At 71.9% G+C, this 24,608-nt stretch carries 17 protein-coding genes and 2 tRNA genes; 13 read left to right on the forward strand and 6 right to left on the reverse strand.

From position 1 onward, the window contains the following. Positions 1–5 precede the first annotated feature (5 nt). Entirely contained in the window at positions 6–1,355 is a 1,350-nt protein-coding gene (locus ABZX30_RS28435) for an ISL3 family transposase (protein ID WP_355938354.1), read from the forward strand. A 219-nt stretch (positions 1,356–1,574) separates the two neighbouring features. Here the strand turns inward: ABZX30_RS28435 and ABZX30_RS28440 are convergent, their stop codons facing one another. From ABZX30_RS28440 to ABZX30_RS28450, 3 genes are all read right to left on the reverse strand, one after another. Then, the gene (locus tag ABZX30_RS28440; RefSeq protein WP_355938356.1) at positions 1,575–3,005 is read right to left on the reverse strand and encodes a recombinase family protein; all 1,431 of its coding nucleotides are present in this window, start codon (positions 3,003–3,005) and stop codon (positions 1,575–1,577) included. A 283-nt stretch (positions 3,006–3,288) separates the two neighbouring features. Beyond that, positions 3,289–8,028: a PAS domain-containing protein gene (locus tag ABZX30_RS28445; protein WP_355938358.1), complete on the reverse strand. Its 4,740-nt coding sequence runs from the start codon at positions 8,026–8,028 to the stop codon at positions 3,289–3,291. Positions 8,029–8,288: 260 nt separating this feature from the next. Continuing rightward, positions 8,289–8,822 carry an SSI family serine proteinase inhibitor gene (locus tag ABZX30_RS28450; protein WP_355938360.1) on the reverse strand — a complete coding sequence of 178 codons (534 nt, stop codon included), beginning with the start codon at positions 8,820–8,822 and terminating at the stop codon, positions 8,289–8,291. A 182-nt stretch (positions 8,823–9,004) separates the two neighbouring features. Between ABZX30_RS28450 and ABZX30_RS28455 the strand changes: the two genes are divergently transcribed. The 4 genes from ABZX30_RS28455 to ABZX30_RS28470 all read left to right on the forward strand — a co-directional run bounded on the left by ABZX30_RS28455 (position 9,005) and on the right by ABZX30_RS28470 (position 10,463). Further along, positions 9,005–9,095, forward strand: a tRNA-Ser gene (locus tag ABZX30_RS28455). A gap of 190 nt (positions 9,096–9,285) precedes the next feature. Then, positions 9,286–9,358 (forward strand) — tRNA-Arg (locus tag ABZX30_RS28460). A gap of 218 nt (positions 9,359–9,576) precedes the next feature. Then, a complete protein-coding gene (locus ABZX30_RS28465) occupies positions 9,577–9,855 on the forward strand; it encodes an SHOCT domain-containing protein (protein ID WP_355938383.1) in 279 nt (92 codons plus the stop codon). Further along, positions 9,852–10,463, forward strand: a complete 612-nt coding sequence (locus tag ABZX30_RS28470) for a sulfocyanin-like copper-binding protein (RefSeq protein WP_355938362.1) — start codon at positions 9,852–9,854, stop codon at positions 10,461–10,463. The genes ABZX30_RS28465 and ABZX30_RS28470 overlap by 4 nt, the downstream gene beginning before the upstream one ends. 118 nt (positions 10,464–10,581) lie before the next feature. On the opposite strand, the gene ABZX30_RS28475 is transcribed toward ABZX30_RS28470, so the two are convergent. Next, positions 10,582–11,826 carry a hypothetical protein gene (locus ABZX30_RS28475; protein ID WP_355938364.1) on the reverse strand — a complete coding sequence of 415 codons (1,245 nt, stop codon included), beginning with the start codon at positions 11,824–11,826 and terminating at the stop codon, positions 10,582–10,584. A 517-nt stretch (positions 11,827–12,343) separates the two neighbouring features. Here ABZX30_RS28475 and ABZX30_RS28480 point away from each other — a divergent pair. From ABZX30_RS28480 to ABZX30_RS28505, 6 genes are all read left to right on the forward strand, one after another. Then, positions 12,344–13,954, forward strand: coding sequence for a hypothetical protein (locus tag ABZX30_RS28480; protein WP_355938366.1), 1,611 nt, complete (start codon positions 12,344–12,346; stop codon positions 13,952–13,954). A gap of 157 nt (positions 13,955–14,111) precedes the next feature. Then, positions 14,112–14,984, forward strand: coding sequence for a DUF2797 domain-containing protein (locus tag ABZX30_RS28485; protein ID WP_355938367.1), 873 nt, complete (start codon positions 14,112–14,114; stop codon positions 14,982–14,984). Positions 14,985–15,195: 211 nt separating this feature from the next. Further along, positions 15,196–15,936, forward strand: a complete 741-nt coding sequence (locus ABZX30_RS28490; protein WP_165955629.1) for a response regulator transcription factor — start codon at positions 15,196–15,198, stop codon at positions 15,934–15,936. Next, positions 15,933–17,597, forward strand: a complete 1,665-nt coding sequence (locus tag ABZX30_RS28495) for a HAMP domain-containing sensor histidine kinase (protein ID WP_355938369.1) — start codon at positions 15,933–15,935, stop codon at positions 17,595–17,597. The genes ABZX30_RS28490 and ABZX30_RS28495 overlap by 4 nt, the downstream gene beginning before the upstream one ends. A gap of 14 nt (positions 17,598–17,611) precedes the next feature. Further along, a complete protein-coding gene (locus ABZX30_RS28500) occupies positions 17,612–19,186 on the forward strand; it encodes a bifunctional glycosyltransferase family 2/GtrA family protein (protein WP_355938371.1) in 1,575 nt (524 codons plus the stop codon). Then, the gene (locus tag ABZX30_RS28505) at positions 19,183–21,504 is read left to right on the forward strand and encodes a glycosyltransferase family 39 protein (RefSeq protein ID WP_355938373.1); all 2,322 of its coding nucleotides are present in this window, start codon (positions 19,183–19,185) and stop codon (positions 21,502–21,504) included. The genes ABZX30_RS28500 and ABZX30_RS28505 overlap by 4 nt, the downstream gene beginning before the upstream one ends. Before the next feature lie 117 nt (positions 21,505–21,621). Here the strand turns inward: ABZX30_RS28505 and ABZX30_RS28510 are convergent, their stop codons facing one another. Both ABZX30_RS28510 and ABZX30_RS28515 read right to left on the reverse strand, forming a co-directional pair. Continuing rightward, positions 21,622–22,092, reverse strand: coding sequence for a PPOX class F420-dependent oxidoreductase (locus tag ABZX30_RS28510; RefSeq protein WP_355938375.1), 471 nt, complete (start codon positions 22,090–22,092; stop codon positions 21,622–21,624). A gap of 30 nt (positions 22,093–22,122) precedes the next feature. Further along, the gene (locus tag ABZX30_RS28515; protein WP_355938377.1) at positions 22,123–22,446 is read right to left on the reverse strand and encodes an STAS domain-containing protein; all 324 of its coding nucleotides are present in this window, start codon (positions 22,444–22,446) and stop codon (positions 22,123–22,125) included. A gap of 270 nt (positions 22,447–22,716) precedes the next feature. Between ABZX30_RS28515 and ABZX30_RS28520 the strand changes: the two genes are divergently transcribed. After that, entirely contained in the window at positions 22,717–23,436 is a 720-nt protein-coding gene (locus tag ABZX30_RS28520; protein ID WP_355938384.1) for an ANTAR domain-containing protein, read from the forward strand. Positions 23,437–23,466: 30 nt separating this feature from the next. Continuing rightward, a complete protein-coding gene (locus ABZX30_RS28525) occupies positions 23,467–24,165 on the forward strand; it encodes a GAF and ANTAR domain-containing protein (RefSeq protein WP_355938378.1) in 699 nt (232 codons plus the stop codon). The last annotated feature ends 443 nt before the right edge of the window (positions 24,166–24,608 follow it).

Genomic DNA, 24,608 nt, shown 5'->3' on the forward strand with positions numbered 1-24,608 from the left:
CGGGCTTGGACATCGACGATACCGGGATCAACGAGGCGGCCACGCGACTTCTGGGGCTGGAGGGGGTGGGTGTGATCAAGGTCAAGGACGACGGGGCGGTAGGTTCGACGGTGTACGTGATCACGGCCGAGGAGTCCGCCCGGGCCTGTCCCTCGTGCGAGGTCTTCGCCGCCCGGCTGAAGGGGTACCGCACCACCCGGCCCCGGCACCTGCCCTGCGGGGGACGCCCGGTGAGTATCCGGTGGCGCAAGGCGCGCTGGTACTGCACCGAAGCGGCCTGCCCGCGCGGCTCGTTCACCGAGGCGATACGTGCGGTGCCCGCCGGGATGCGCACCACCACCGCGCTGCGCCGGGCGGCGGGGGCCGCGGTCTGGGACGGCTCCCGCACCGTCGTGCAGGCCGGCCGCGACCTGTCCTTGAGCTGGCCCGTCGTGCAGCGATGCTTCGAGGACTACACCGCGACGGTCCTGCCCGAGACGCCGCCGGCGACCGAGGCGGTCGGGATCGACGAGACCCGGCGGGGCAAGCCGGTGTGGAAGCAGAACCCCTCCACCGGCAAGTGGGAACTGGTGGCGAACGCCTGGCATATCGGCTTCGTCGACGCGATCGGCGGGCAAGGACTGTTCGGCCAGGTCGAGGGCCGCAACGCGACATCGGTCGCCGACTGGCTCAGTGCCCAGCCCGCCTCCTGGCGTGAGCAGGTCCGCTACGTCGCCATCGACCTGTGCTCCACCTTCCGCGCCGCCGTCCACCGCGCCCTGCCCCACGCAGCCGTGGTGGTGGACTGCTTCCACATCGTGCAACTCGCCCAGCGCCACCTCGCCGACCTGCGCCGACGCCTCACCTGGAAACAGCACGGCCGCCGGGCCCGCAAGGGCGACGGCATCTACACCGTCCGCAAACTCCTGCGCCGCAACAAGGAAGACCTCACCCAAGACCAACTAACCTCCCTCAAGACCGAGTTGAAGTACATGGGGACCTACGGCCGACAGATCTACGCGGCCTGGCAGGCCAAGGAACTCCTGCGCGACCTTCTCCACCTGGCCGTCAGCCGCACCCACGTCACCCCGGACCGCTCCGCGATCTCCACCGCCCGTCACCGCTTCTTCGCCCACGTCGCCGACCACGCCCACCTGCCCGAACTCCTCACCCTCGCCGAGACCGTCGAGCAGTGGTGGGACGGCATCGAGACCTACCTGGCCACCGGCATCACCAACGCCGCCTCCGAAGGCAACAACCGCCTCATCAAGCTCGAAGCGCGTAACGCCTTCGGCTTCCGCAACCGCGAGAACCAGCGACTCCGGTCACGCTGTGCAACCACCCGACGCAGTCGACGGGAGGCGCACCCCCACTAAATTCGAAGACCCGCATTGAGCCGCTACACACCCACCGAGGAACGCGCCCCGGAAATGCAAGCGTGGATAGAACGACAGCTAGCCACGGCCCCCGCCAGGGATGACGAATGGACGAAAGAGCTACACAGCCTCTACGGCTACCGGAGCAAGCCGAGGCAGTAGGAAACACGTAGGGCACCCGCCACGCGGCAGGGGCCCTTTCTGTGTCCCTGAGGCCGCTCAGGCGGCCCACACAACCTCTAGGAGGTTCGGGTCGAACTTACGGGCCCCTCGGCCCGCAGGGCGCACGACAATCGCCTTTGTGTGCTTCATGACCACGGCCCGCTGACGCTCAAGCGGCAGCCGCTCAAACTCTTCAGGCAGGTCAACGGTCGCCGCCGCAGCCTTCACCTGTTCGATAGTGTGGCGGTCGCGCTCATATCCCAGCTCATCACGTTCCTTCTCCAGCGGCTCCAGCATCGCAATAGCCGTCGCGGCCGAAATCCGCTTCCCGTTCATCGCGGAAATCAGATCGCCGATCTCCTGCTGAACCTCGGCCAAGCGGGCCGCCCCCGGCCATTCGGCAGGCTCCGAAGTGGGCGCCTTAAGTCTCGCTTCGGCGTCATGAATGAGATTAATGATGTGCCGGTCCAGCGGTTCGCCGGCCCGAGATACCTTCCCGCAGCCGCCGTCCTGCGCCGCCGGGCAGCGGTAGGTAAATCGGCTTCCCTTGCTGCCTTCCTTCCAGGAAGAGCGCATGTTTGCGATCATGCGCGTTCCGCACTCGGAGCAACGGAGAATGCCGCTAAGCAGATACTTGTGGTTGTTGCTCATGTTGCTCGTCTTGTACCGCGACTTAACGCCTTCCAAGACGGCTATAACCGCGTCCAGCTTCTCAGGGGTACAGATAGGCTCCCAAACCCCCATGACGGGCTTACCGTCCGGGCCGAGGTGCTTCTTGCCCTTCACGGCACGGAAACCGGCCAAGCGAGGATTGGTCAGAATCCCCTTCACGGCGACACGCGTGATCGGCTTTCCGGTGTTGCGGGAAGTGCGGATTCCCTTCTGTTGCCATTCAGCCGTGATCGTCGAAAGCCGCGTGCCAGCCAAGAGTGCGTCATGGGCCTTAGTGATCAGTTCGGCCTGTTCCGGGTCAGCCGTGATTCGGTCAGCCTTCCAGCCGAACGGCGGGAAGCCGCCGCCGTTCTTTCCCGAATCCGCAAGCTCCCGATGCTTACGAGCCACACGCCTCCCCGTGTCCGCACTGGCTTTATTGGCGAAAGCCACCATGACCCGGGCCATCGTTCGCCCGTCCGAGGTCGACAGGTCAAGATCATTCGTGACCGTACAAAAGACCAACCCCGGCCGGTCCTCGAATACGTCGATGAGCCGTTCAAGATCGCGCGGCTGTCGAGCCAACCGGTCAAGGTCATACGCGATCACACCATCTATGACGCCGGACTGAAGATCCGTCAGGAGAAGCTCAAACTCGGGCCGAACTACGTTGCGCTTGAAGGCGCTCACGTCGTTGTCGATGTAGTCCCGGGCTACCTCCCAGCCAGGGCGAACCCCGGCCACCTGGCGGTAGTCGCGCCTCTGACGCTCGACGCCCAACTCTTCGCCGTCCTTGTCGAGACTGATCCGGGCGTACCCCCCGAGCCTCACAACCACCGTGACCCCTCCCCGCGCCCCGTCCGGCGTCCCATGTGGCAGGCTCCCTAGCCTGACCTGCGTTGATCGCAGATCAGGACACTACCCCAGAACCACTGTGGTCAGTGAAGGTTCTTGAAGAAGGTGCTGCGGAGGAGGTACGCGGAGGGCGAGCTGGACGTCACCCGGCTCTGACCGGCGCGGGCGCCGGCGCCCGCGCGAGCGCCTGCGGGCCTCCGTCAAGGAGGCGGCCCGCAGGCTGGTCGCCCGTTAGACAGGGGCCCGCCCCCTGTCCGCCTGATCGCTAGTTGGTGCCGATGCGGGCCAGCAGGTCCACGATCCGGGCCTGCACCTCGGCGCTGGTGGACCGCTCCGCCAGGAACAGCACCGTCTCCCCCGAGGCCAGCCGCGGAAGGTCGGCCTGGTCGACGGCGGCGGTGTACACGACCAGCGGGGTGCGGTTGAGCTGCCCGTTCGTGCGCAGCCAGTCCACGATCCCGGACCGGCGCCGGTGCACCTGCATCAGGTCCATCACCACCAGGTTCGGCCTGAGCTGCCCGGCCAGCGTCACCGCGTCCGCGTCACTCGCGGCCCGCGCGACCTGCATCCCGCGCCGCTCCAGCGTCGCGGTCAGGGCCAGGGCGATCTCCGCGTGCTCCTCGATGAGGAGGACACGCGGCGGGTGCTGCTCGCTGTCGCGCGGCGCGAGCGCCTTCAGCAGGACCGCGGGATCGGCACCGTACGCCGCCTCGCGCGTCGCCTGCCCCAGCCCGGCCGTGACCAGCACCGGCACCTCGGCCGCGACCGCAGCCTGCCGCAGCGACTGCAACGCGGTACGGGTGATCGGCCCGGTCAGCGGATCCACGAACAGCGCGGCGGGGAAGGCGGCGATCTGCGCGTCGACCTCCTCGCGCGAGTGCACGATCACCGGCCGGTAGCCGCGGTCGCTGAGCGCCTGCTGCGTGGTGACGTCCGGCGCGGGCCACACCAGCAGCCGGCGCGGGTTGTCCAGCGGCTCCGGCGGCAGCTCGTCGTCCAACGGCTGCGGGCGCGGGGTGTCCGCGACCTCGACCGCCCCGCCCGGACCGTCCAGCGGCTCGGGACCCTCGGCGGCGTTCTCGTCCGGGGCGCCTATGGCGTACGACCGGCCGGCCCCCTCGGTGCCCGGGGCGAGCCGCGACTGCCCGGCCAGAGAGGGCTGGGGGACAGGCGGCGCCACCGGCTGCGCGAGGGGCTGCGCCGGCGCCTGCTCGGCGGGCGGATGCGGACGGGCACCCTGCTCCGGACGCTGCTCGGGACGCGCGGCCGGATCGGGCGGCGTGCCCAGCTTGCGGCGCCGTCCGGAACCGCCCGGCTGGTGCGGGGGCGGCGTGGCCGTCGGCTGCTGCACCTGGGCGGCCTGCCTGCTGAACGGCACTCCCTGCCCCAGCGTCCGCACGCTGAAGCCCTGCCCCTGCGTCGAGTTCACGTCGACCGGCACGCCACCCGCCTCGGCGGGCAGCGGCTGGGCGGGCAGCGGCTGGGCGGCGGCGTGCTCCGGGGGGAGCGGGGTGCCGGGGGCCGGGGTCGCGGGGCCGGCCGTTCCGGCGGGCGGTACGGCGACGCCCCCGGGCGGAGTCGGGGTCGGCGCGGGCCCCGCCGCGGGGGCCGGGTGGACCGGAGCGGGAGCGGGCGGAGCCGGTGCGGCCGGAGTCTCGGGCCCGCCGGGGGCGGCGGCCTCCGCGGGCAACGGCTGGGCGGTGGGCAGCGGCCCGGTGTTCTGCGCAGGGAGTGACACGGCGGCGGGCGCGGTCTGCGGCGCCTGACCAGGAGCCCCCTGCGGCGGGACCGGCTGCGGCGGGACCGGCTGGGGGGCCACGGGCATGTTGGCGGGAGCGGCCTGGGCGGCCGCGGGGAGCTCACCGGGAGTGAACTGCGGCGGGATCGTCTGACCCAGGGCGGCCGGAACCACGACCGGCTGGCCGGGGGCCATCCGGACGGAGTCGCCCGGCGCCGGAGCGACACCCTGGCCGGGAGTGCCTTGCGCGGGTACGGCCAGACCGGGCGCGGGTACGCCGGTGGCCTCCGCGGGCTGCGGCGGCGGGGCCACGGCCCGTCGGCGGCGACCCGTCGGCGCGCTGGTGGGATGCGGCTGGGGCGGGGTGTGGTCCTCGTCCGGGTCGTGCGTGACGGCGTCGTGCCGGCCGTCGTCGACCGGCCCACCGGCAGGCACCGGGGCCGGGCCGACCGGAACGGCGGCAGCGCCGGCCGCGACCGGCCCCGGCGCACCCGCGCCCGGCACCTGCCCGGCGACCTGCGGCTGCTCCACGACCGGAGCCTGCACCTGTCCCGGGACCTGCGCTTGACTCACGGCCTGTGCCTGACCTGGAACCGGCACCAATCCCTGCGCCTGGCCCTGCGCTTGACCCACGGCCTGTGCCGGCACCTGCCCCGGCGCCTGCATCTGACCTGGCACCTGCATCGGACCTGGCGCCTGTGCTTGGCCCACGGCCTGTGCCTGACCTGGAACGGGCACCAATCCCTGCGCCTGGCCCTGCGCTTGACCCACGGCCTGTGCCGGCACCTGCCCCGGCGCCTGCGCCTGCGCCTGTGCCTGCGCCTGACCTGGCACCTGCGCCTGACCCACGGCCTGTGCCTGCCCCGGAACCGGCACCAGTCCCTGCGCCTGCCCCTGCCCCTGGGCTTCCGGCATCCCGGCCGGGCGGTCCGCGTCGGCGGGCGGCAGGGCGAAGACCGTACGGGCGCCCGCCTCCTGCGCGGCGGCACGCTCGGCCGCGGCGGCCAGCGCACGGCGACGGCGTCCGGTCGGCTGCGCGGCCTCGGCCGCCGGAACCGCCTCGGGGCCCGGCTGGGCACCGGCCGCGGGCAGCGCGGGCGGCAGGGCCTGCCGGTCCCCGGCGTCATGCCGGGCACGTCGTCCGACGGGCGCGGGCACACCCTGCGGCGGCACGGTCCCGCCGAGCCCCGTGTTCGAGGCCGCGGCCCCCGCGGCATGCTCGGCCGCCGTCACGACGGCACCCTCGGCGACACCCTGGCCACCACCGGCACCGGCACCACCACCGGCACCACCAGCGGCGTCCTCGGCGGGCCGTCCACGCCGCCGCCCGGTGCCGCCGGACACCTCCGCGCCCTCGGCCGGGGGCTGAGCCGGCTCCTCGACGGCACGCCTGCGGCGCCGCCCGGTGGGCGCGGGCGCCTCCGCGCCGTCACCACCCGACTCGCCCGGGACCTCGCTCTCCAGGAAGGCGTCGGTCGAGGCCCGCCGGGCCCGCCGCCGTCCACCGGCGGAGCCCGGCTCGACGACGGCCTCCTCCTCGGCGGCCGGAGCGCTCACCAGGGCCACCTCGGCACCCGGCACCCGATCCGGTACCGGGACGGCCCCCGCCCCGCCGCCGATCGGCACCTCGAGCACGTAGGCGCTGCCGCTCATCCCGGGCACCTCGTGCGTCTGCAGCACACCACCGTGCGCCCGTACGATCCCGCGGACGATCGGCTCGTGCACCGGGTCTCCCCCGGCGTACGGCCCGCGCACCTCGATCCGTACGACCTCACCGCGCTGCGCGGCCGCCACGACGACGGTGTTGTCCAGGTAACCGCCGGTCGAGACGGGCGAGTTGCCGGTCGCGTCGACCCCGGCCACGTCCGCGACGAGGTGCGCGAGCGCGGTCGCGAGCCGCTGCGGGTCGACCTCGGCCTCGATGGGCGGCGCGTGCACGGCGAACTGCACCCGGCCCGGCCCGATGAGCTCGACGGCCCCCTCGACGCCGGCGGCGACGACCGAGTCCAGCATCACCTTCGTACGGGCGACCTCGTCCGTACCCGCGTCGAGCCGCTGGTAGCCGAGGACGTTGTCGATCAGCTGGGTGATGCGGGAGTAGCCGGCGGAGAGGTGGTGCAGGACCTGGTTGGCCTCGGGCCACAGCTGCCCGGCGTCGTCGGCGGCGAGCGCGGCCAGTTCGCGGCGCAGCTCGTCCAGCGGCCCGCGCAGGGAGCGCCCGAGCAGCGTGAGCAGCTGCTCGTGCCGCCCGGCCAGGGCCTCGTAGCGGTCCTTCTCCCGCTCGGCGAGCGCGGCGTACCGCTCCTCGCCGGCCGCCAGTTCCTCGGCGTGCCGCTCGTCCAGTTCCTCGATCCGGGTGACGTGCTCCTGGCGCAGCGCGGTCAGGTCGGAGGCGTGCTCCTCGGAGAGCTTCTCCAGTTCCTGGGCGTGCGCCTTCTCCAGGGCCGCCTTCTCCTCGGCGAGCGCGTCGTAGGGCCGCCGGTCGTTGAAGGTCATCACGGCGCCGACCAGCTGGTCGCCGTCGCGTACGGGCGCGGTGGTGAGGTCGACCGAGACCGTGTCCCCGGACTTGGACCACAGCACCTGCCCGCGCACCCGGTGCTTGCGCCCGGACCGCAGGGTGTCGGCGAGCGGTGACTCGTCGTACGGGAAGGGCGAGCCGTCGGCGCGGGAGTGCAGCACGAGGGTGTGCAGCTCCTTGCCGCCGAGCTCGCTGGCCCGGTAGCCCAGTATCTGCGCGGCGGCCGGATTGACGAGCACGATCCGCCCGTCCGTGTCCGTGCCCACGACGCCTTCCGACGCGGCCCGCAGGATCATCTCGGTCTGCCGCTGCGAGCGGGCCAGCTCCGCCTCGGTGTCGACGGTGCCGGACAGGTCGCGCACGACGAGCATGAGCAGCTCGTCGCCGGTGTAGCCGTAACCGTCGTAGGCCTGCTGACCGTTCTCCAGATTCGCGCTGGTGACTTCGACCGGGAATTCGGTCCCGTCGGTCCGCCGGGCGATCATTCGTGTCGGTTTGGTCCGGCCGCGCTGGTCCATCTGGTCGGGGCGCCGCATGGAGCCCGGGATGAGCTTGGAGTCGAAGTCCGGCAGCAGGTCGAGCAGTCCGCGCCCCACCAGAGCCGTCCCCGGGGTCTCGAAGGCCTCCAGGGCGATGGTGTTCGCGTTGACGACGGTCCCATTGGCGTTGACCAGCACCAACGCGTCGGGCAGCGCGTCCAGTATGGCTGCGAGGCGAGCAGCGCCTCGGGATGGCCTGCTGCTCACGAGACGCTTCCTCCCTGTTACCGCACCTTGCCGACCGCTCGGGCCATCTTGCCAACCGTCCCGCGGCGTGTCACGCGAGGGAGTCTAAGGGCAGCGGTTGCGCTCGCGACGCCGGATGAGAGGGAGGTCGCACGACGAAGTGACGGGGAACATATGACCGCTCGCCCCGGTCTCCGCTCTGCCTCGGGCTTTGGGCCGCGAGACTTTCGCAGGATCTTACGGGACCGGGGATTGCGCCATGAAAAGCCTGTAGACGGTCGCTATGCGCGCAGGTCGGGCAGGAGCGGGACGAGCCGGTCCCACCGGTCGATCTCGCACCCGTTGCTCCGGTCGTACGTCGAGTCGACCGGCCGGCCGGCCCAGACGCCCGTCACATGGGCGGTGGCCGGCCCCCCGTACAGCATCGTGCACACCTGGCCCGGCGCGACCGGCGCGAAGGCGTCCCGCCCCCAGCGCGTGTTCCGGTCCAGCGTCCGGCAGGCGCCGCCCACGTCCGGGTGACTGCCGGCCCCCGGATGACAGGACAGCTCGTACCTGCCGTCCCGGCCACCACCCGCGTGCCGGACGGTGACGGTGAGGTGGTCCCCGGCGGGGGCGGCGGCCCGGTCCTCGGGCCGTGCGGGCGGGGGAGCCGAGACACCGGTGCGTGCGGCGCCGGGCACGGCGGCGAGAGCGGGCGCGGCCGCGACGGCGGAGAGGGCGGCGGCGGTGACGGCGGCGGTGGCGGCCACGGTGGCGAGGGGCGCCCGGCCCGCCACGCCCGCCGCGACCGTCCGCGAGATGACCAGCAACATGTCCTGCCCAACGCTCCGGCCGCCCGGACGTTGCGCTCCCGGCCCCGACCGGCTCGCCGACACGGAAGGGCTTTGCCCTGCGGCCCGCCTGCCTAGTACCGTGGGAGCCGATTGGTGGCAGCACGCTCGACTGTGTCATCATCTGCACGCACCACTCGCGCGCTCGCGTGAGCGGTTGTGCTGGAGGCGTCGCCTAGTCCGGTCTATGGCGCCGCACTGCTAATGCGGTTTGGGCCTTAAAGCCCATCGAGGGTTCAAATCCCTCCGCCTCCGCACCTGATCACCGAAGCCCCGGTCCGCACGGACCGGGGCTTCGGTGCTTCACCACGTCCGACATTGCCGTTTCCGCAGGTCGCAAGGGGTGCGGGGAATGGATTTCACATGGCGGCGGCAGTCATGTAATGTTCTTCCTGTCGCCGCCAGCGGGCCGGAAGGGCCGGAAGCGGAGACGAAAACAAAACAAGCACTCGTAGCTTAACGGATAGAGCATCTGACTACGGATCAGAAGGTTGCAGGTTCGAATCCTGCCGAGTGCACAACATGCCAGAGGCCCCGTGAACTGATTCACGGGGCCTCTGGTTCTTGTGCTGCTCGGACACGCGGTCAGCGCAGTGGCAGGTGGCCGCTGCGGCCGATCCGGACGCGAAGTGGGGCCCTTTGGCCCTGCGGCCGGGAACTACGGCCCCGGGGTGACCGGGCACCCACTGATCCACCCTGGCATTGACGAAGTCGTCGGCCGAGGGAAGTGATCGGCATGATGTGGTACGATGGTGGATGGGGCTGGGGCGGCTGGTTCGTCATGACGGTGTTCATGGTGCTGTTCTGGGCCGTCCTAATCGTCGGGCTCGTCGCACTGGTGCGCTACCTCTCCGGTACGCGTCACCGTCAGCAGCCGGGCTCGCCGCCGGCTTCCGGCGAAGGCGGGTGGCAGGGCCGACGGGCCGAGGAGCTGCTCGCCGAGCGGTTCGCACGCGGGGAGATCGACGAGGACGAGTACGAACGCCGGCTCGGGCTGCTTCGGGAGCACCGATGACTCGGCGGCGACGCCGGACGCCGTGGGCGGCGATCGCCATCGCCGTGGCGGCCTTGGCGCTGGGCATCGCCACGACGGGCCTGATGGCCGCGGCCGGCGCCTTCCACAGGACGGCACCGGCCGCCTGGAGAGCACAGAACGCACGATGCGCCGCACCGGCCGCGAAAGGCAGTGCGGTCGACGTGACCGTATGGGACATGGGACGCATGATGCGCGGCCCGAACCGGCCTGTGCCGGACGACCGCCGTCCCGGTCGGTACGGCATGGGCATGATGCGGCTGGTGGCCCGGCCCACGACGGTCCCGGCGGGAAAGGTGACCGTGCGGGTGGTCAACGAAGGGACCCTCACGCACGAGGTGATCGTGATGCCGCTGGCGGCGGGGCGGGCCGCCGGGGAACGTGCCCCCGGGGCCGACGGCCGGGTCTCGGAAACGGGCAGTCTCGGTGAGGCGTCGCGCACCTGTGGCAGCGGCGCCGGAGACGGTATCGCCCCCGGCGCGGCGGCCTGGACCACGGTGACGCTGCGGCCGGGCCGCTATGAGCTGTTGTGCAACGTGCCGGGCCATTACGCGGCCGGCATGTACACGGAGCTGGACGTCACCCGGTGAGCGAAACGACCGGAGGTACCGGAGGCCGCCGCCGCGTCGGCGCACCGATGAGGCCAGAGGCCCCGCGGAGTCGTCCGCGGGGCCTCTGGCCTTGGTGGTGCGCCGGCAGTCCCTGACCTCAGGGGCAGGCCGGTCTGTGCACCCCGTAGAGGAACCGGCTGTAGATACCCGGGTGCTCGGTGAGGGTCCACAACTGGTTGGCCGAGCGGAGCCAGTACAGGTCCTGGAGTCCGCGGCCGCCGCGCTGCCACCGGGGCGTCGTGTTGCCCGTCGCGTTGGCCCAGACCAAATAGCGGTTGCCGCTGAACCCTCCGCCCATGTCGAAGTAGTAGCAGCCACGCGAGAAGGCCCCCTGGACGTAGCGGACCGGCTGGTGCCAGGCCCGGTACGGATGGATCACGCCCTGGAAACTGATCATGCTCGTGTTCGTCCAGCGGGCCACCCGGCCGACACTGTTCTCCCGGTACTCACTGGTCAGGAAATCCGTCCGGCCGGGGGCGCGCTCCAGCGACATGGAGTCGTAGCGGGTCGCGGGAGCCCGGTTGATCCACTGGCCGATCTCGGGCAGCAGGTAGTGGTAGCCGCGGCCGCAGTACCTGCCGTTGCGGAGTCCGGTCTGGCACGTGGGGCTGATGTTCCCCTTGGGGTTGTTCGACAGACGCAGGAGGTTGGTCGTGTCGAAGACCCGCACGCCGCTTTGGGGACCGGCTACGAAGATGTAGTTCTGGTACCAGACGATGCCGCCCGCGTGGGTGTCCACTTCGCTGTAGTCGGTCCCGGCGGGGTCGGGCTCCACGAGAAGGACGTTGATGTACCTGTTCGTGGCCCGGTCGAGGAAGCTCAGCCGGGTCCCGTGCTGATTCGAACCGCTGTGGTGCCAGGAGAAGACGATGGCGTGGTGGTTGTCCACCGTGCCGGCTGCCCGTGCGTCCTCGGTCCCGCTGACCCCCTGCGGTGTCCAGCGGTTCGTGACGGTGTCCACCGAGTTCAGGCAGTAGAACTCGGTGGCATGCGCCCCGCGCAGCGCACCGTTGTGGGCCGCGCTCGTGGCGTTGGAGGCGCAGTTCGGGTCGCTCTGCGTCCGGGCCCGGTGGTCGGCCGCGTCCAGCATGGACCCCACCGTGACCCGGTGCGTACCGCTGGAGTTCAACGGGTTCACGGCCCTCCGCAACGAGCGGGCCTGTGCGCGCCGGTCGTTCCCCCACTGGAGGGTGAAGGCGCCCGGGTTCGCGGCGGTCATGGGCCTGGGGGGCGGATTGGGGGCAGCGGCGGCGGGGTTGTTGGGCAGGGCTGCGATGAGCATGCCGAGCACCGCCAGCAGGAGGGCAGTGCCCGGCACACGCCGACGCATCTGAGATGTCATGACCTCTCCGAGGCAGGGGAAGGAAACACGGCGGCGCCTGTCGCCCGCATGGCTTGCCGGCCACGGCGCCCACCAGCGGACAGTGATGCCACTCCGTTCCGGCGGAGTTGCCCGGGCGACCGGAAATTCACCCGGGTGGCACGATGAGCGGAGCCGCGTGGGTGCCTGCCGACCTCACGCCGGCCCCACCCGCCAAGATCCTTTCAGCCGTGAGTTTCTGACGGGGCGGCGGTTCTCGGCGGTTTTCGGGCGCCCGCCGCTGAATGCGCTGTACGAGTGATCCGCGCAGGACATGACGCAGGTCGCCGCGGCACCCGGCGGGCGGCGTGGGTTACTGGGGCTCCATGCACCGGACGGGCCGCTCGCGCCGGTACGAGAGTCGGGGCCCCGGCACAGGTCGAAGTGCCCCCTGCGCGGGTGAGCCGTGGCAGCCGTGGAGAGCGGATGCGGGTTCACTCGCCCGGTGCCGTCACCGGGCGAGCCGACCGGACGGTTCGCCGACCGTTTTGGAGGCTTTGTGCGAGTCCTCGGTGGCCTGCGCTCATTCTCGGCCGTCGTGGCGCTGTGCGCGGCGCTGGCCGTGTTCCCCGCCTGGTCCCCCACGCCCGCCGCCGGTGCCGATCTCGGCCCGGGCGCGCGGGTGCAGCCGGTCCGGTCACCGGACTCGGGTCCCGCGCTGCGCCATGACACCTCGCCACCCCTGCGTACGCTGGCGCGGGCGGCCGGGCAGGTCCCGGTCGCACCGCGCACTCCCGCTCCTCCGGGGCGGCCGTCCGGTCCGGCTCTCCCCGGGCGGGCCGTCCCGGATCCGGTGGTGCAGAGAAGTCAGGGCGGCCCGGCACGGATCCCGTTGCGCCGGAGCTTCGAGGGTGTCTCGCACGGAGGGACCGTTCCCCCGGACCCGAACGCCTCGGTGGGCTCCAGCCAGATCATGGAGGTCACCAACCTCGAACTCGCGGTGTTCTCCAAGACCGGTGACTCCCTGCTGGGCCAGATCCCGGTCAACACCCTGTGGAAGGGCTTCGGCGGACCGTGCGAGACCGGGTTCAACGTGGACCCCGTCGTCCGCTGGGACACCCTCGCCCGGCGCTGGGTCTTCACCCTGTACTCCGTGGACAACCAGCGGCTGTGCGTGGGCGTCTCCACCACCCCGGACGCCACGGGCTCCTACCACCGGTACGTCTTCGGGTACCAGGAGGACCCCGACTACGAGAAGGTCTCGGTGTGGCCCGGCGCCTACTACGTCACCATCAACTCCGGCGGCCCGGGCCGGCAGGAGGCGTGCGCCTGGGACCGCGGCAGGATGCTGCGCGGTGAAGACGCCGGCCAGCAGTGCTACCTCCTGCCGGCGGACCACTTCCTGCTCGCCTCCGACCTCGACGGCACCCGTCCGCCGCGGCGGGGCGAGCCCAACCTGCTGGTCACCCTCGGGGACACGGACGACACCCTGCGGTACTACCGGTTCCACGCCGACTGGACGAACCAGTCCCTCACCTCCGTGACCGGTCCGGGGAACCTGCGGGTCGCTCCCTTCACCCGCGCCTGCGAGCGCACCAACGTCTTCGGCGACAGCTGTGTCCCGCAGGCCGGTACCCGGCAGAAGCTGGACTCGCTCTCCTACTTCCCCATGTACCGGCTCGCCTACCGCAACTTCGGCGACCACGAGGCGCTGGTGTTCAACCACTCCGTCGACGCCCGCGGTGCCGTGGGCGTGCGCTGGTACGAGCTGCGGCTGCGCAACGGCCGGCCGGTCGTCCACCAGCAGAGCACCTACGCTCCGGACACCACCTACCGGTGGATGGGCTCCGTCGCCCAGGACAGGGCGGGAGACATCGCGCTGGGGTACTCCCAGTCGTCCGCCCAGGACCACCCCTCGATCCGCGTCACCGGACGTCTGGCCGACGACCCGCCGAGCCGCATGACGTTCCACGAGACCACGGTGTGGACCGGCGCGGGTTCGCAGACCGGGAGTCATCGCTGGGGCGACTACACCTCCATGGCGATCGACCCGTCCGACGACTGCACGTTCTGGTACACCAACCAGTACCAGCCGGCCGACGGCGTCGACAACTGGCACACCCGTATCGCCTCCTTCCGGCTCCCCGGCTGCGACCGCCGGCGGCTCTGACCGTCCCTGGCGCGCCGGACTCAGCACTCGCCGCCGCTCGCCTCCCCCGGCGGGGGAGGCGGCGTGAGGTGGCCGTGGCGCGCGGGCCGCTGCGTACAGTGCCGCCTCCTGGCCGCCGGGAGGGCGTTGTCAGTGGGGCGTCCTACCCTGACGAGTGATGGCACAGGCGTGGAAGTGTGCGGGGCTGCGGTGGGCGGCGGGCGGGCCCGTGCTCGCCTGGGACGGCGGGCGGAGCAGCGCCCTGCCGTGGGGGAAACGGGTGGCCTTCGGGGTCGCGGAAGGCGGAGTGCGGACCTGCGTGGGGGCGCGGGGGCACGCCTGTCCGCTGCGGGCGGTGGTGCCGGGGCGGAGTACGGGGGCGCGGTGCGAACAGTGCGCGCGGCTGGACCGGGCGTACTCGGTGGCGGCGGACACCATGGCGGACGATCCCCGGCCGTACCGCGTGTATCTGGCCTGGTTCGGGCCCGGCATGGTCAAGGTGGGGATCACCGCGGCCGAGCGCGGCTCGGCACGGCTGCTCGAGCAGGGGGCCGTCTGCTTCAGCTGGCTCGGCACCGGCCCGCTGATGGCCGCGCGGCGCACCGAGGAGTTGCTGCGCGCCGCGCTCGGGGTGCCGGACCGGATCCCGTACGCCGAGAAACGGGCGGTGCGGGCCGCGTTGCCGGCGTCGGCCGAGGAGCGGGCGGCGGAGATCGGGGAGCTGCACACGCGGGCGGTGGCGCTGGCCGGCTGGCCGGACTCGCTCGACCGGGCGGCGTACCGACCCGTCGACCACGTGGACGTGTTCGGGCTGGACCGGCTCCCGGCCGCGGCCCTGGAGGTGACCGAACTGGTCGCCGGCGGCGCGGTGGACGGTGAGCTGGTGGCGGCCGCCGGGCCTGACCTGCATCTGGCGACCGGGCGCGGGGCGGTCGTACTCGACATGCGACGGGTGACCGGGTGGGAGCTGGTGCGCGCCGGTTCCGGTGGGCTGACCGTGCCGACGCGACGGTGCGTGCGGAAGGGGAGTGCGCAGGACGAGCTGTTCTGACGGGGACCGCCCGCAGGATCCTGACAGGTTCTGGAAAGCGTTCTCATGGACGACGCAGACCACGCGCTCAGGTCCGTGCCGACCAAAAGGGCCGCAACTGCTGGAAAAGGGCCGGCGGTTCGGACTTTCCTGAGAGGTCCCTGTGTGTTTCTCAGGAAAATCACAGACAACGGAAAGCGTCTTCTCAGCGGGCCCCGACAAGGTGTCCGCCATGACCACGACCTCGCCCCAGGGGCGCACCGAACTGCTGAGGCCGGACGGGAGCCCCGTCCGAGTGCTTGTGGTGGACGACGAACTGTCGATCACCGAACTCCTGTCCATGGCCCTGCGTTACGAAGGCTGGCAGATCAGGAGCGCGGGCGACGGGCAGGGGGCCATCCAGACGGCCCGCGAGTTCCGGCCCGACGCCGTCGTCCTGGACATGATGCTGCCCGACATGGACGGGCTGACCGTCCTCGGGCGGCTGCGGCGGGAGCTGCCCGACGTGCCGGTGCTGTTCCTGACCGCCAAGGACGCGGTGGAGGACCGTATCGCCGGGCTCACCGCCGGGGGCGACGACTACGTCACCAAGCCGTTCAGCCTCGAAGAGGTCGTGGCCCGGCTGCGCGGGCTCATCCGGCGGTCCGGTGCGGCCGACCGGCGGTCCGACTCCGTGCTCGTCGTCGGCGACCTGACCCTCGACGAGGACAGCCACGAGGTGTCGCGGGCCGGGGACTCCATACACCTCACCGCCACCGAGTTCGAGCTGCTGCGCTTCCTCATGCGCAATCCCCGGCGTGTGCTCAGCAAGGCGCAGATCCTCGACCGCGTGTGGTCGTACGACTTCGGCGGCCAGGCCAACGTCGTCGAGCTCTACATCTCGTACCTGCGGCGCAAGATCGACGCGGGCCGTGAGCCGATGATCCACACCCGGCGTGGGGCCGGTTACCTGATCAAGCCCGCCGCCTCATGAGCGGGCGACGACGGCCGCGTGCGCAGAAGCGAGCAGGTAAGCCGCGTACCCTGCGGACGCGGCTCGTCGTCTCGACGGTGTCGCTGATCGCCGTGGTGTGCGCGGTGATCGGCACGGTGACGACGCTGGCGCTCAAGCAGCACCTCGACGAGCAGCTGAACGGCAAGGTGCACGACGTCGCCATGCGTGCGGGCGGCGGCCACATGGTGCCGAAGAACCCGGACGCGAGCATCCCGAACGGGGCTCTCTCCGCCCCCGGGAACCAGGGCGCCGGGCAGAACCTCGACACCTCGGCGAGCGGCAAGGTGGAGAACCTCGTCACCAACGGCCCCACGCAGGAGAGGACCGTCGCCGCCTACGTGGAGAACGGCAAGGTCACCAGCGCGGCCATCGCCAAGCGGACGAACGACAACGACGGCTTCTTCAAGAAGATGACCGCCGCCCACCTCGACGCCGCGCAGCGGGCCGCCCTCAACTCGGTCGCCAAGGACGAGGATCCGCACACCGTGGACATCCCCGGCCTGGGGAAGTACCGGGTCGAGTACGTCAAGAGCCGCGACAGCGGTGACGCGTTCTACGTCGCCCTGCCGACGGCCGACGTCGACGGCACCGTCAACACCCTGATCCTCGTCGAGATCAGCATCACCGCCGCCGGTCTCGGCGCCGCCGTCATCGCCGGATACGTGCTCGTCGGCCTCGCCACCCGCCCCCTCCGCAAGGTGGCCGCCACCGCCACCCGGGTCTCCGAACTCCCGCTCCACACCGGCGAGGTGAACCTCAGCGAGCGGGTGCCCGAGTCCGAGACCGACCCGCAGACCGAGGTCGGCCAGGTCGGCGCGGCGCTCAACCGCATGCTCGACCACGTGCACGGCGCGCTGCACGCCCGCCAGCAGAGCGAGATGCGGGTACGGCAGTTCGTGGCCGACGCCAGCCATGAGCTGAGGACGCCGCTCGCCTCCATCCGCGGGTACGCCGAGCTCACCAGGCGCGGACGCGAGCAGGTCGGGCCCGACACCCGGCACGCGCTCGGGCGTATCGAGTCCGAGGCCGGGCGGATGACCCTCCTCGTGGAGGACCTGCTCCTCCTCGCCCGGCTCGACGCCGGACGCCCGCTCCAGTTCGAGCAGACCGACCTGATCCCGCTGGTCGTGGACACGATCAGCGACTCCCGTGCGGCCGGCATGGACCACAACTGGCGGCTCGACCTGCCCGACGAACCGGCGCTGGTGTCGGCGGACGCGGCGCGGATCCAACAGGTGCTGGTCAACCTGCTGGGCAACGCCCGCAAGCACACCCCGCCGGGCACCACCATCACCGCACGTGTCCAGCGGCGCGGACCGTGGATGTGCGTGGACGTCGAGGACAACGGCCAGGGCATCCAGCCCGACCTGCTGCCGCACGTCTTCGAGCGGTTCGCGCGGGGCGACGCGGCGCGGTCCAGGGCGACCGGGTCGACCGGTCTGGGGCTCGCCATCGTGCAGGCGGTCGCCACCGCGCACGGCGGTGCCGTGACCGTGGACAGCGTGCCGGGACGGACGGTGTTCACCGTGCACCTGCCCGCGCTGGGCCCGGCCGTGCCGCGCCCGGCGCCCGAAACCAACTGGCAATCGCACTCACAGGCACAGCACAGTGCCGCCACATGGGTGCGACAGGGGGCTTGACCAGAGTCGTCGTCATGCGAACCGACTCTTCTCCCGGCACCCTGCCGGCGCGGGAGCACCTCCCGGCCGGCGACGCCGGTACGCCTGTCCTGGACGTAGTGATCCCCGTCTACAACGAGGAGAAGGACCTCCAGCCGTGCGTGCGCAGACTGCACGAGCACCTCACGCGCACCTTCCCGTACGCGTTCCGCATCACGATCGCGGACAACGCGTCCACGGACACCACCCCGCAGGTGGCGGCCCGGCTGGCGGCGGAGATCGCGGAGGTCACCGACTTCCGCCTGGAACAGAAGGGCCGGGGCCGTGCCCTGCGGACCGTGTGGTCCGCGTCGGACGCCCCGATCCTCGCCTACATGGACGTCGACCTGTCCACCGACCTCAACGCGCTGCTGCCGCTGGTGGCGCCGCTGATCTCGGGTCACTCCGACCTGGCGATCGGTTCCCGGCTGGCCCGCTCCTCGCGGGTGGTGCGCGGTCCCAAGCGGGAGTTCATCAGCCGCGCCTACAACCTCATCCTGCGCGGCTCGCTGCAGGCCCGCTTCTCGGACGCGCAGTGCGGGTTCAAGGCGATCCGGCGCGATGTGGCCCAGGCGCTGCTGCCGCTCGTCGAGGACACCGGCTGGTTCTTCGACACCGAGATGCTGGTGCTGGCGGAGCGGGCGGGCCTGAGGATCCACGAGGTGCCGGTCGACTGGGTCGACGACCCCGATTCGACCGTGCACATCGTGCGGACGGCGACCGACGACCTCAAGGGCGTCTGGCGGGTGGGCAAGGCCCTGGCCACCGGTTCGCTGCCACTGGACCGGCTCACCCGGCCGTTCGGCGACGACCCGCGTGACCGTGAGATCAAGGACGTGCCCAAGGGGCTGGCCCGCCAGCTCGTCGGGTTCTGTGTCGTCGGCGGTCTGTCGACCCTCTTCTACCTGCTGCTGTACAGCGGCTTCCGGCAGTTCGCCGGCTCGCAGACCGCCAACGCGCTGGCGCTGCTGGTCTCGGCCGTGGCGAACACGGCGGCCAACCGGCGGCTCACCTTCGGGGTGCGCGGCCGGGGCGGGGCCGTCCGGCACCAGGCGCAGGGCCTGGTCGTCTTCGGCATCGGCCTCACGCTGACCAGTGGTTCGCTCGCCGCCCTGAACGCGGCGACCTCCGACCCCGCGCACTCCACCGAGCTGGCGGTGCTGATCGCCGCCAACCTCGCGGCGACGGTGCTGCGCTTCCTGCTCTTCCGCGCGTGGGTGTTCCCGGACCGCGGCGAGCCGGCCGAGGAGCCGGCCGGCACGGCCGCGCACCACCGGTCCTCGCCGGCCCACGGCACCGTCATCCCGCACCAGGCCGGCCCGTACGCTCCGCTGCCGCAGCGCCCGGCGGGCCGGCAGCCGGCCCCGGCGTACGACACGGCGTACGACAACACGGCGTACGACAACACGGCGTACGGCACGGCATACGACAGCCCGTACGACGCCACGTACGGCACGACGACCCAGTTCCGCGCCGGTGAAGCCGCGGACGGCACCTGGACGGACGCGACGACGCGGCTGCGGCCGCAGCCGGTCCGTCCCCACGACACCGACCCGGGGGACGCCCGATGAGCACCCACACCGATCACACGACGCATCCCGGGGGCACCGGCCCCTCCGGCTGGGGCCCGCCCCGGCCGGACGCTGCCCCGGTCGTCCCCCAGGCACAGCAGCCGCCGACGGCTCCGGCTCCGGTTCCGGCCCCGGCGCCGGCGCCGGGTTCGGGTGAGCCGCAGCAGCCCTTCGTACGGAGACTGTGGCGCGGCCGGCCCGAGGACCCGCGCTGGGTGCGCCCGGCCTTCCTCGGCCTGCTGGCCGCCACCTTCCTGCTGTACCTGTACAACCTGAGCGCCTCCGGCTACGCCAACTCCTTCTACTCGGCGGCCGTGCAGGCGGGCAGCAAGTCCTGGAAGGCGTTCTTCTTCGGCTCGCTCGACGCGGGCAACGCCATCACCGTCGACAAGCCCCCGGCCTCGCTGTGGCCGATGGCCCTGTCGGTGCGGATCTTCGGCCTCAACTCGTGGGCGATCCTGGTTCCCGAGGTCCTCATGGGCGTGGCGACGGTCGCCGTGGTGTACGCGGGCGTGCGCCGCCGGTTCAGTCCCGCTGCCGGTCTGATCGCGGGCGTCGTGCTCGCGCTCACCCCCGTCGCGGCGCTGATGTTCCGGTTCAACAACCCGGACGCGATGCTGGCGCTGCTGATGGCCCTCGCCTGCTACCTGGTGGTCCGGGCCCTCGAGGACGGCCGTACGAAGTGGCTGGTCTGGGCGGGCGCGGCGATCGGGTTCGCGTTCCTCGCCAAGACCCTGCAGGCCTTCCTGATCCTGCCGCCGCTGGCGATCGTGTACGCGGTGTGCGCGCCGGTGCCGTTGAAGAAGCGGTTCGGGCAGCTGGCCGCGGCGACGCTCGCACTGGTCGTCTCCGGTGGCTGGTGGGTCGCGATCGTCGAGCTGTGGCCCGCCTCCTCCCGTCCCTACATCGGCGGCTCGCAGAACAACTCCTTCCTGGAGCTGACCTTCGGCTACAACGGCCTCGGCCGGCTGAACGGTGACGAGACCGGCAGCGTCGGTGGCGGTGGCGGCGGCGGGAACAGCGGCCAGTGGGGTGAGACCGGCTGGGACCGGATGTTCAACTCCGAGATCGGCGGCCAGATCTCCTGGCTGCTGCCGGCCGCGCTGATCCTGCTGGTCGCGGGCCTGGCGGCCACCCGGAAGCTGAGGCGGACCTCCGTCACCCGTGGCTCGTTCCTGGTGTGGGGCGGCTCGCTGCTGATCACCATGGTGGTCTTCAGCTACATGGCGGGCATCTTCCACCAGTACTACACGGTGGCGCTGGCCCCCTACCTCGCGGCCGTGACCGGCATGGGTGCCGGGCTGCTGTGGGAGAAGCGGCACGAGACGTGGGCCTCGATCACCCTCGCCGGCTCCGTGGTCGCGGCCGCGGCCTGGGGCTATGTGCTGCTCAACCGCACGTCCGACTACCTGCCCTGGCTGAAGTGGCTGGTGCTGGTCGGCGGCCTGACCGCGGCGCTCGGCCTGGTCTTCGCGGGCCGGCTGAGCCGCCGGCTGGCCCTCGGGGCGGCGGCGCTGGGCCTGGTGGCCGCGCTGGCCGGTCCGACGGCGTACACGCTGACCACCCTTCAGGAGGGACACACCGGTTCCATCGTGACGGCGGGCCCGGCGGGCGCGAGCATGATGGGCGGCGGCCGTGGCGGACCCGGCGGCGGTGGCGGCATGCGCGGCGGCTTCGGCGGCGGCATGCCCGGCCAGAACCAGCAGGGCAATGGCCAGCAGGGCCAGAACCAGCAGGGCAATGGCCAGCAGGGCCAGAACCAGCAGGGCCAGAACCAGCAGGGCAATGGCCAGCAGGGCAATGGCACCGGTGGCTTCCCCGGCGGCGGTATGCCGGGCCAGAACCAGCAGAACGGTGGCGGCACCACGCAGAACCAGCAGAACGGCGGCGGTTTCCCCGGCGGCGGTCAGCTGGGTGAGGGCGGCCGGACGGGCGGCGCCGGTGGCGTCGGCGGTCTGCTGAACGGTGCCAGCGTCAGCTCCGCGGCCAAGAAGCTGCTCGAGGCGGACGCCGGGAAGTACACCTGGGTCGCCGCGTCCATCGGCTCCCAGAACGCCGCGAGCTACCAGCTGGCCACCGGTGAACCGGTGATGGCGATCGGCGGCTTCAACGGCACCGACCCGTCGCCGACGCTGGCCCAGTTCAAGAAGTACGTGGAGCAGGGCAGGATCCACTACTTCATCTCGGGCGGCGGCATGGGCGGCGGCACCGACAGCGGCACGTCGTCGCAGATCACCTCGTGGGTGCAGAGCAACTTCAAGAAGGTGACGGTCGGCTCGGCCACCTTCTACGACCTCACGCAGAAGACCGGCGACTGACGGTCGGCGCGAGGAGGTACGAGAACCGGTACCCGGACAGAGGCGGCGACCTGAGGGTCGCCGCCTCTGTCCGTGAGGCGGCCGGACGAGGACTCCGCGTGGGCGAGCCCGTCCGGGCTACTCCTCGGGGGCCAGCCGCGCCGGGAAGCCGCCGGTGGCCACCGGGCCCCAGCGTTCGGGCGTGATGCGGATGATGGACTTGCCCTGCTTGCGCATGGCTTCCCGGTACTCGTCCCAGTCCGGGTGCTCGCCGGCGATGTTGCGGTAGTACTCGACCAGGGGCTCGACGGAGTCGGGGGTGTCGATGACCTCGGCGGTGCCGTCGATCTGGACCCACGGGCCGTTCCAGTCGTCGCTGAGCACGATGACGCTGACGCGCGGGTCCCGCTTGGCGTTGCGGGTCTTGGCGCGCTCGGGGTACGTGGAGACCACGATCCGGCCCGAGTCGTCGACCCCGCAGGTCAGCGGCGACCCTTGGGGACCGCCGTCGGCCCGCCGGGTCAGCAGGACGGCGCGGTGGCGGGGGCGTACGAAGTCCAGCAACTCGTCGAGGGACACGGCGGTGTTGGTCGCGATGTTCGGTGCCATGCGGCTCAGCCTAGGCCTTCGGCTCCGCGATCACGGGAACCGGGCGGTGAGCGCATCCATCAGGTCGTCGTACACCGGGACGTCCCGGCGTACGCCGGTCAGCCCCAGGACGCGGCCGGGGAGTTCCCCGGGGCGGGCGACCACGCGTACCTCGGTGCGCGGGAACAGGTGCCGGCGTATCTCGTGGACCAGGCAGGCGCCCTGGGAGTCGATGAAATCGGTGCGGGTGAGGTCCAGCACGAGTACCCGCAGGCCGGCGCGGGCGCGGGTGACGGACAGCACGTGATCGAGCAGCGCCTCGGCGTTGCAGAGGTCGATCTCCGGAGGCAGCGTGATCAGTGTGCGTCCGGGCATGCCACGCGGGTCGCGGGGGGTCGGAAGGAGGGTCACGGCACTCACCTGATGGCAGAAGGTCGTCCGGATTCCTGACGGAATGGAACGAGGCCGCTTCCTGACCCGCGGTCCATTCCACCATGCCCCGTCCGGGCAGGGAAGCGGGGCCGTCACCGGACCGTCGGGCGAAGGTCACCTTGCGGCAACAGAGCAGATAGAGTGCTGTACGTCCTGTGCTCGCAGTCGGGAATGTGCTGCGGAGCTCTCCTGCGCATGGCCGTGTGGCCGTGCATGCCGAAGAGGTTCGTGGTGGTTGCGTCAGACTTTTCCGATGTGCCCGGATTGCCGGTCGGTCTCGAGCTGGCCGAAGCGCTCACGGTGGCGGCTCAGCAACTGCACGAGACCACCAGCCCGCACGGCACCCTGCTCACCGCGGTCAACCTCGCGGTGCACCTGCTGCCCGGCGCCGAGCACGCCGGGATCTCCGAGATACAGCGCGGCGAACTGCGCCGCACGATCGCCTGGACCGACGAGGTGGTGCGCACCGCCGAATCCCCGGACGGCGACGGGAGTGCCCCGCACTGGGAGCAGTTGTGGAACGCGCCGGTGGCGCGGATAGAGGACAGCGGGACGGACGGCGACGGCCGCCTGTTGTCCGACCTGGGGCTGCGCTCGGTGCTCTCGCTGCGGTTGCGGGCCGACCGCCGTCGGCTCACCGTGCTCACCGCCTACTCCCGCAAGCCGCGTGCCTTCGACGAGGCCTCCACCCGGGTCGGCCGGCTGTTCACCGCCCATGTCAGCCTGGCCCTTCAGTCGGTGACCGTCCGCGAGCAGCTCACCGAGGCCATGCGCACCCGGGACCTGATCGGCCAGGCCACCGGGATCCTCATGGAACGCCTGGACATCGACGCGGCCGAGGCCTTCGACAGCCTGGTCCGCACGTCCCAGCGCGAGAACATCAAGCTCCGTGATCTGGCCCGCCGCATCGTGGGCCGTACGGGACGGGCTTGAGGGCGCCCGTGGCGGGATATCCGGTACGGCATGACCTCTGAGACCCGCGAGACGCTGGACCGGGCCTTGGCGCGCAGCGGTGGTCTCGACACGCTGCTGCGCGATCTGGCCGACCGGGCGGTGCACGAGCTGCCGGGCGCGGTGGCGTGCAGTGTGACCGTGCGCCGCGCCGACCGGCTGCTCACCCTGGCGGGCAGCGGTGGCATGCCCGGCGGGCTGGACCAGCGGCAGTACGAGAACGGCTCGGGCCCCTGCGTCGAGGCGGCCGCCACCGGACAGGAGCGGTACGCCGCGGATCTGACCCGGGACGCCCGCTGGCCGGCGTACCGGAAGTACGCGCTCTCCGTCGGCGTGCGCTGTGTGCTGGCGCTGCCGCTCGACGTCCGGGGGGAGACGGGCGCCGCCCTCAACCTCTACGCCGCCGAGCCGGGAGTGCTGGACTCCTGCCGGGAGCAGGCACGGCACTTCGCGGCGCGGGCCGCGGACGCGGTCAACGTGGCCCTGCACATCGAGCGCGAGCAGCAGTCGGCCGCCGACGTGCGCGTGGCGCTGCTCTCCCGCAGCGTCATCGACCAGGCCATCGGCATCCTGATGGCCCGTGAGCGCGTCGACGCCGAAGCCGCCCTGCGGCGGCTGCGCCGTGTCTCACAGGACCGCAACGTCAAACTCCGGGACCTGTGCACCGACCTGGTCACCCGGACCGGCGGCACCCCACCGCCCACCCCCTAGGGCCTGTCTGACCATTCCCGTCTGCCGCGCGACGCCGTGCACGCTCCCCCAGAGGGGGTGCCCCCACTCGCCGCACCGGGCACACACCCAGGTACGTCCAGTACGTGGGTGCGTGCCCGGCACTCCCCCCAGCCTTCGGCCGGGGGGACCCCCAGAGCACGACCTGACGCCGCGCGGCCGCCCTCCGGGCGACAACGGGAATGGTCAGCCCTAGCGCCCCGGCAGGCGACGTCCGCCCCGCCGCGACGCCCGGCACGCTCCCCGCCTGCCCGAGGGACTCGGGAGGCGCCCTCACTCACCGCACCGCGGCCGGGAGCCCGAGTACGCCCGGCACAAGGACTTCTGGCAGTCGCTCCCCCAGCCTTCGGCCGGGGGATGCCCGGAGCTCAGGCCAGCGCCGCGGCTCCCGGCAGGGCCGCCGCCGCCGTGTCCTCGATGGTCCG

The sequence above is a fragment of the Streptomyces sp. NPDC004542 genome, assembly GCF_040610035.1.
Taxonomy (GTDB): Bacteria; Actinomycetota; Actinomycetes; order Streptomycetales; family Streptomycetaceae; genus Streptomyces.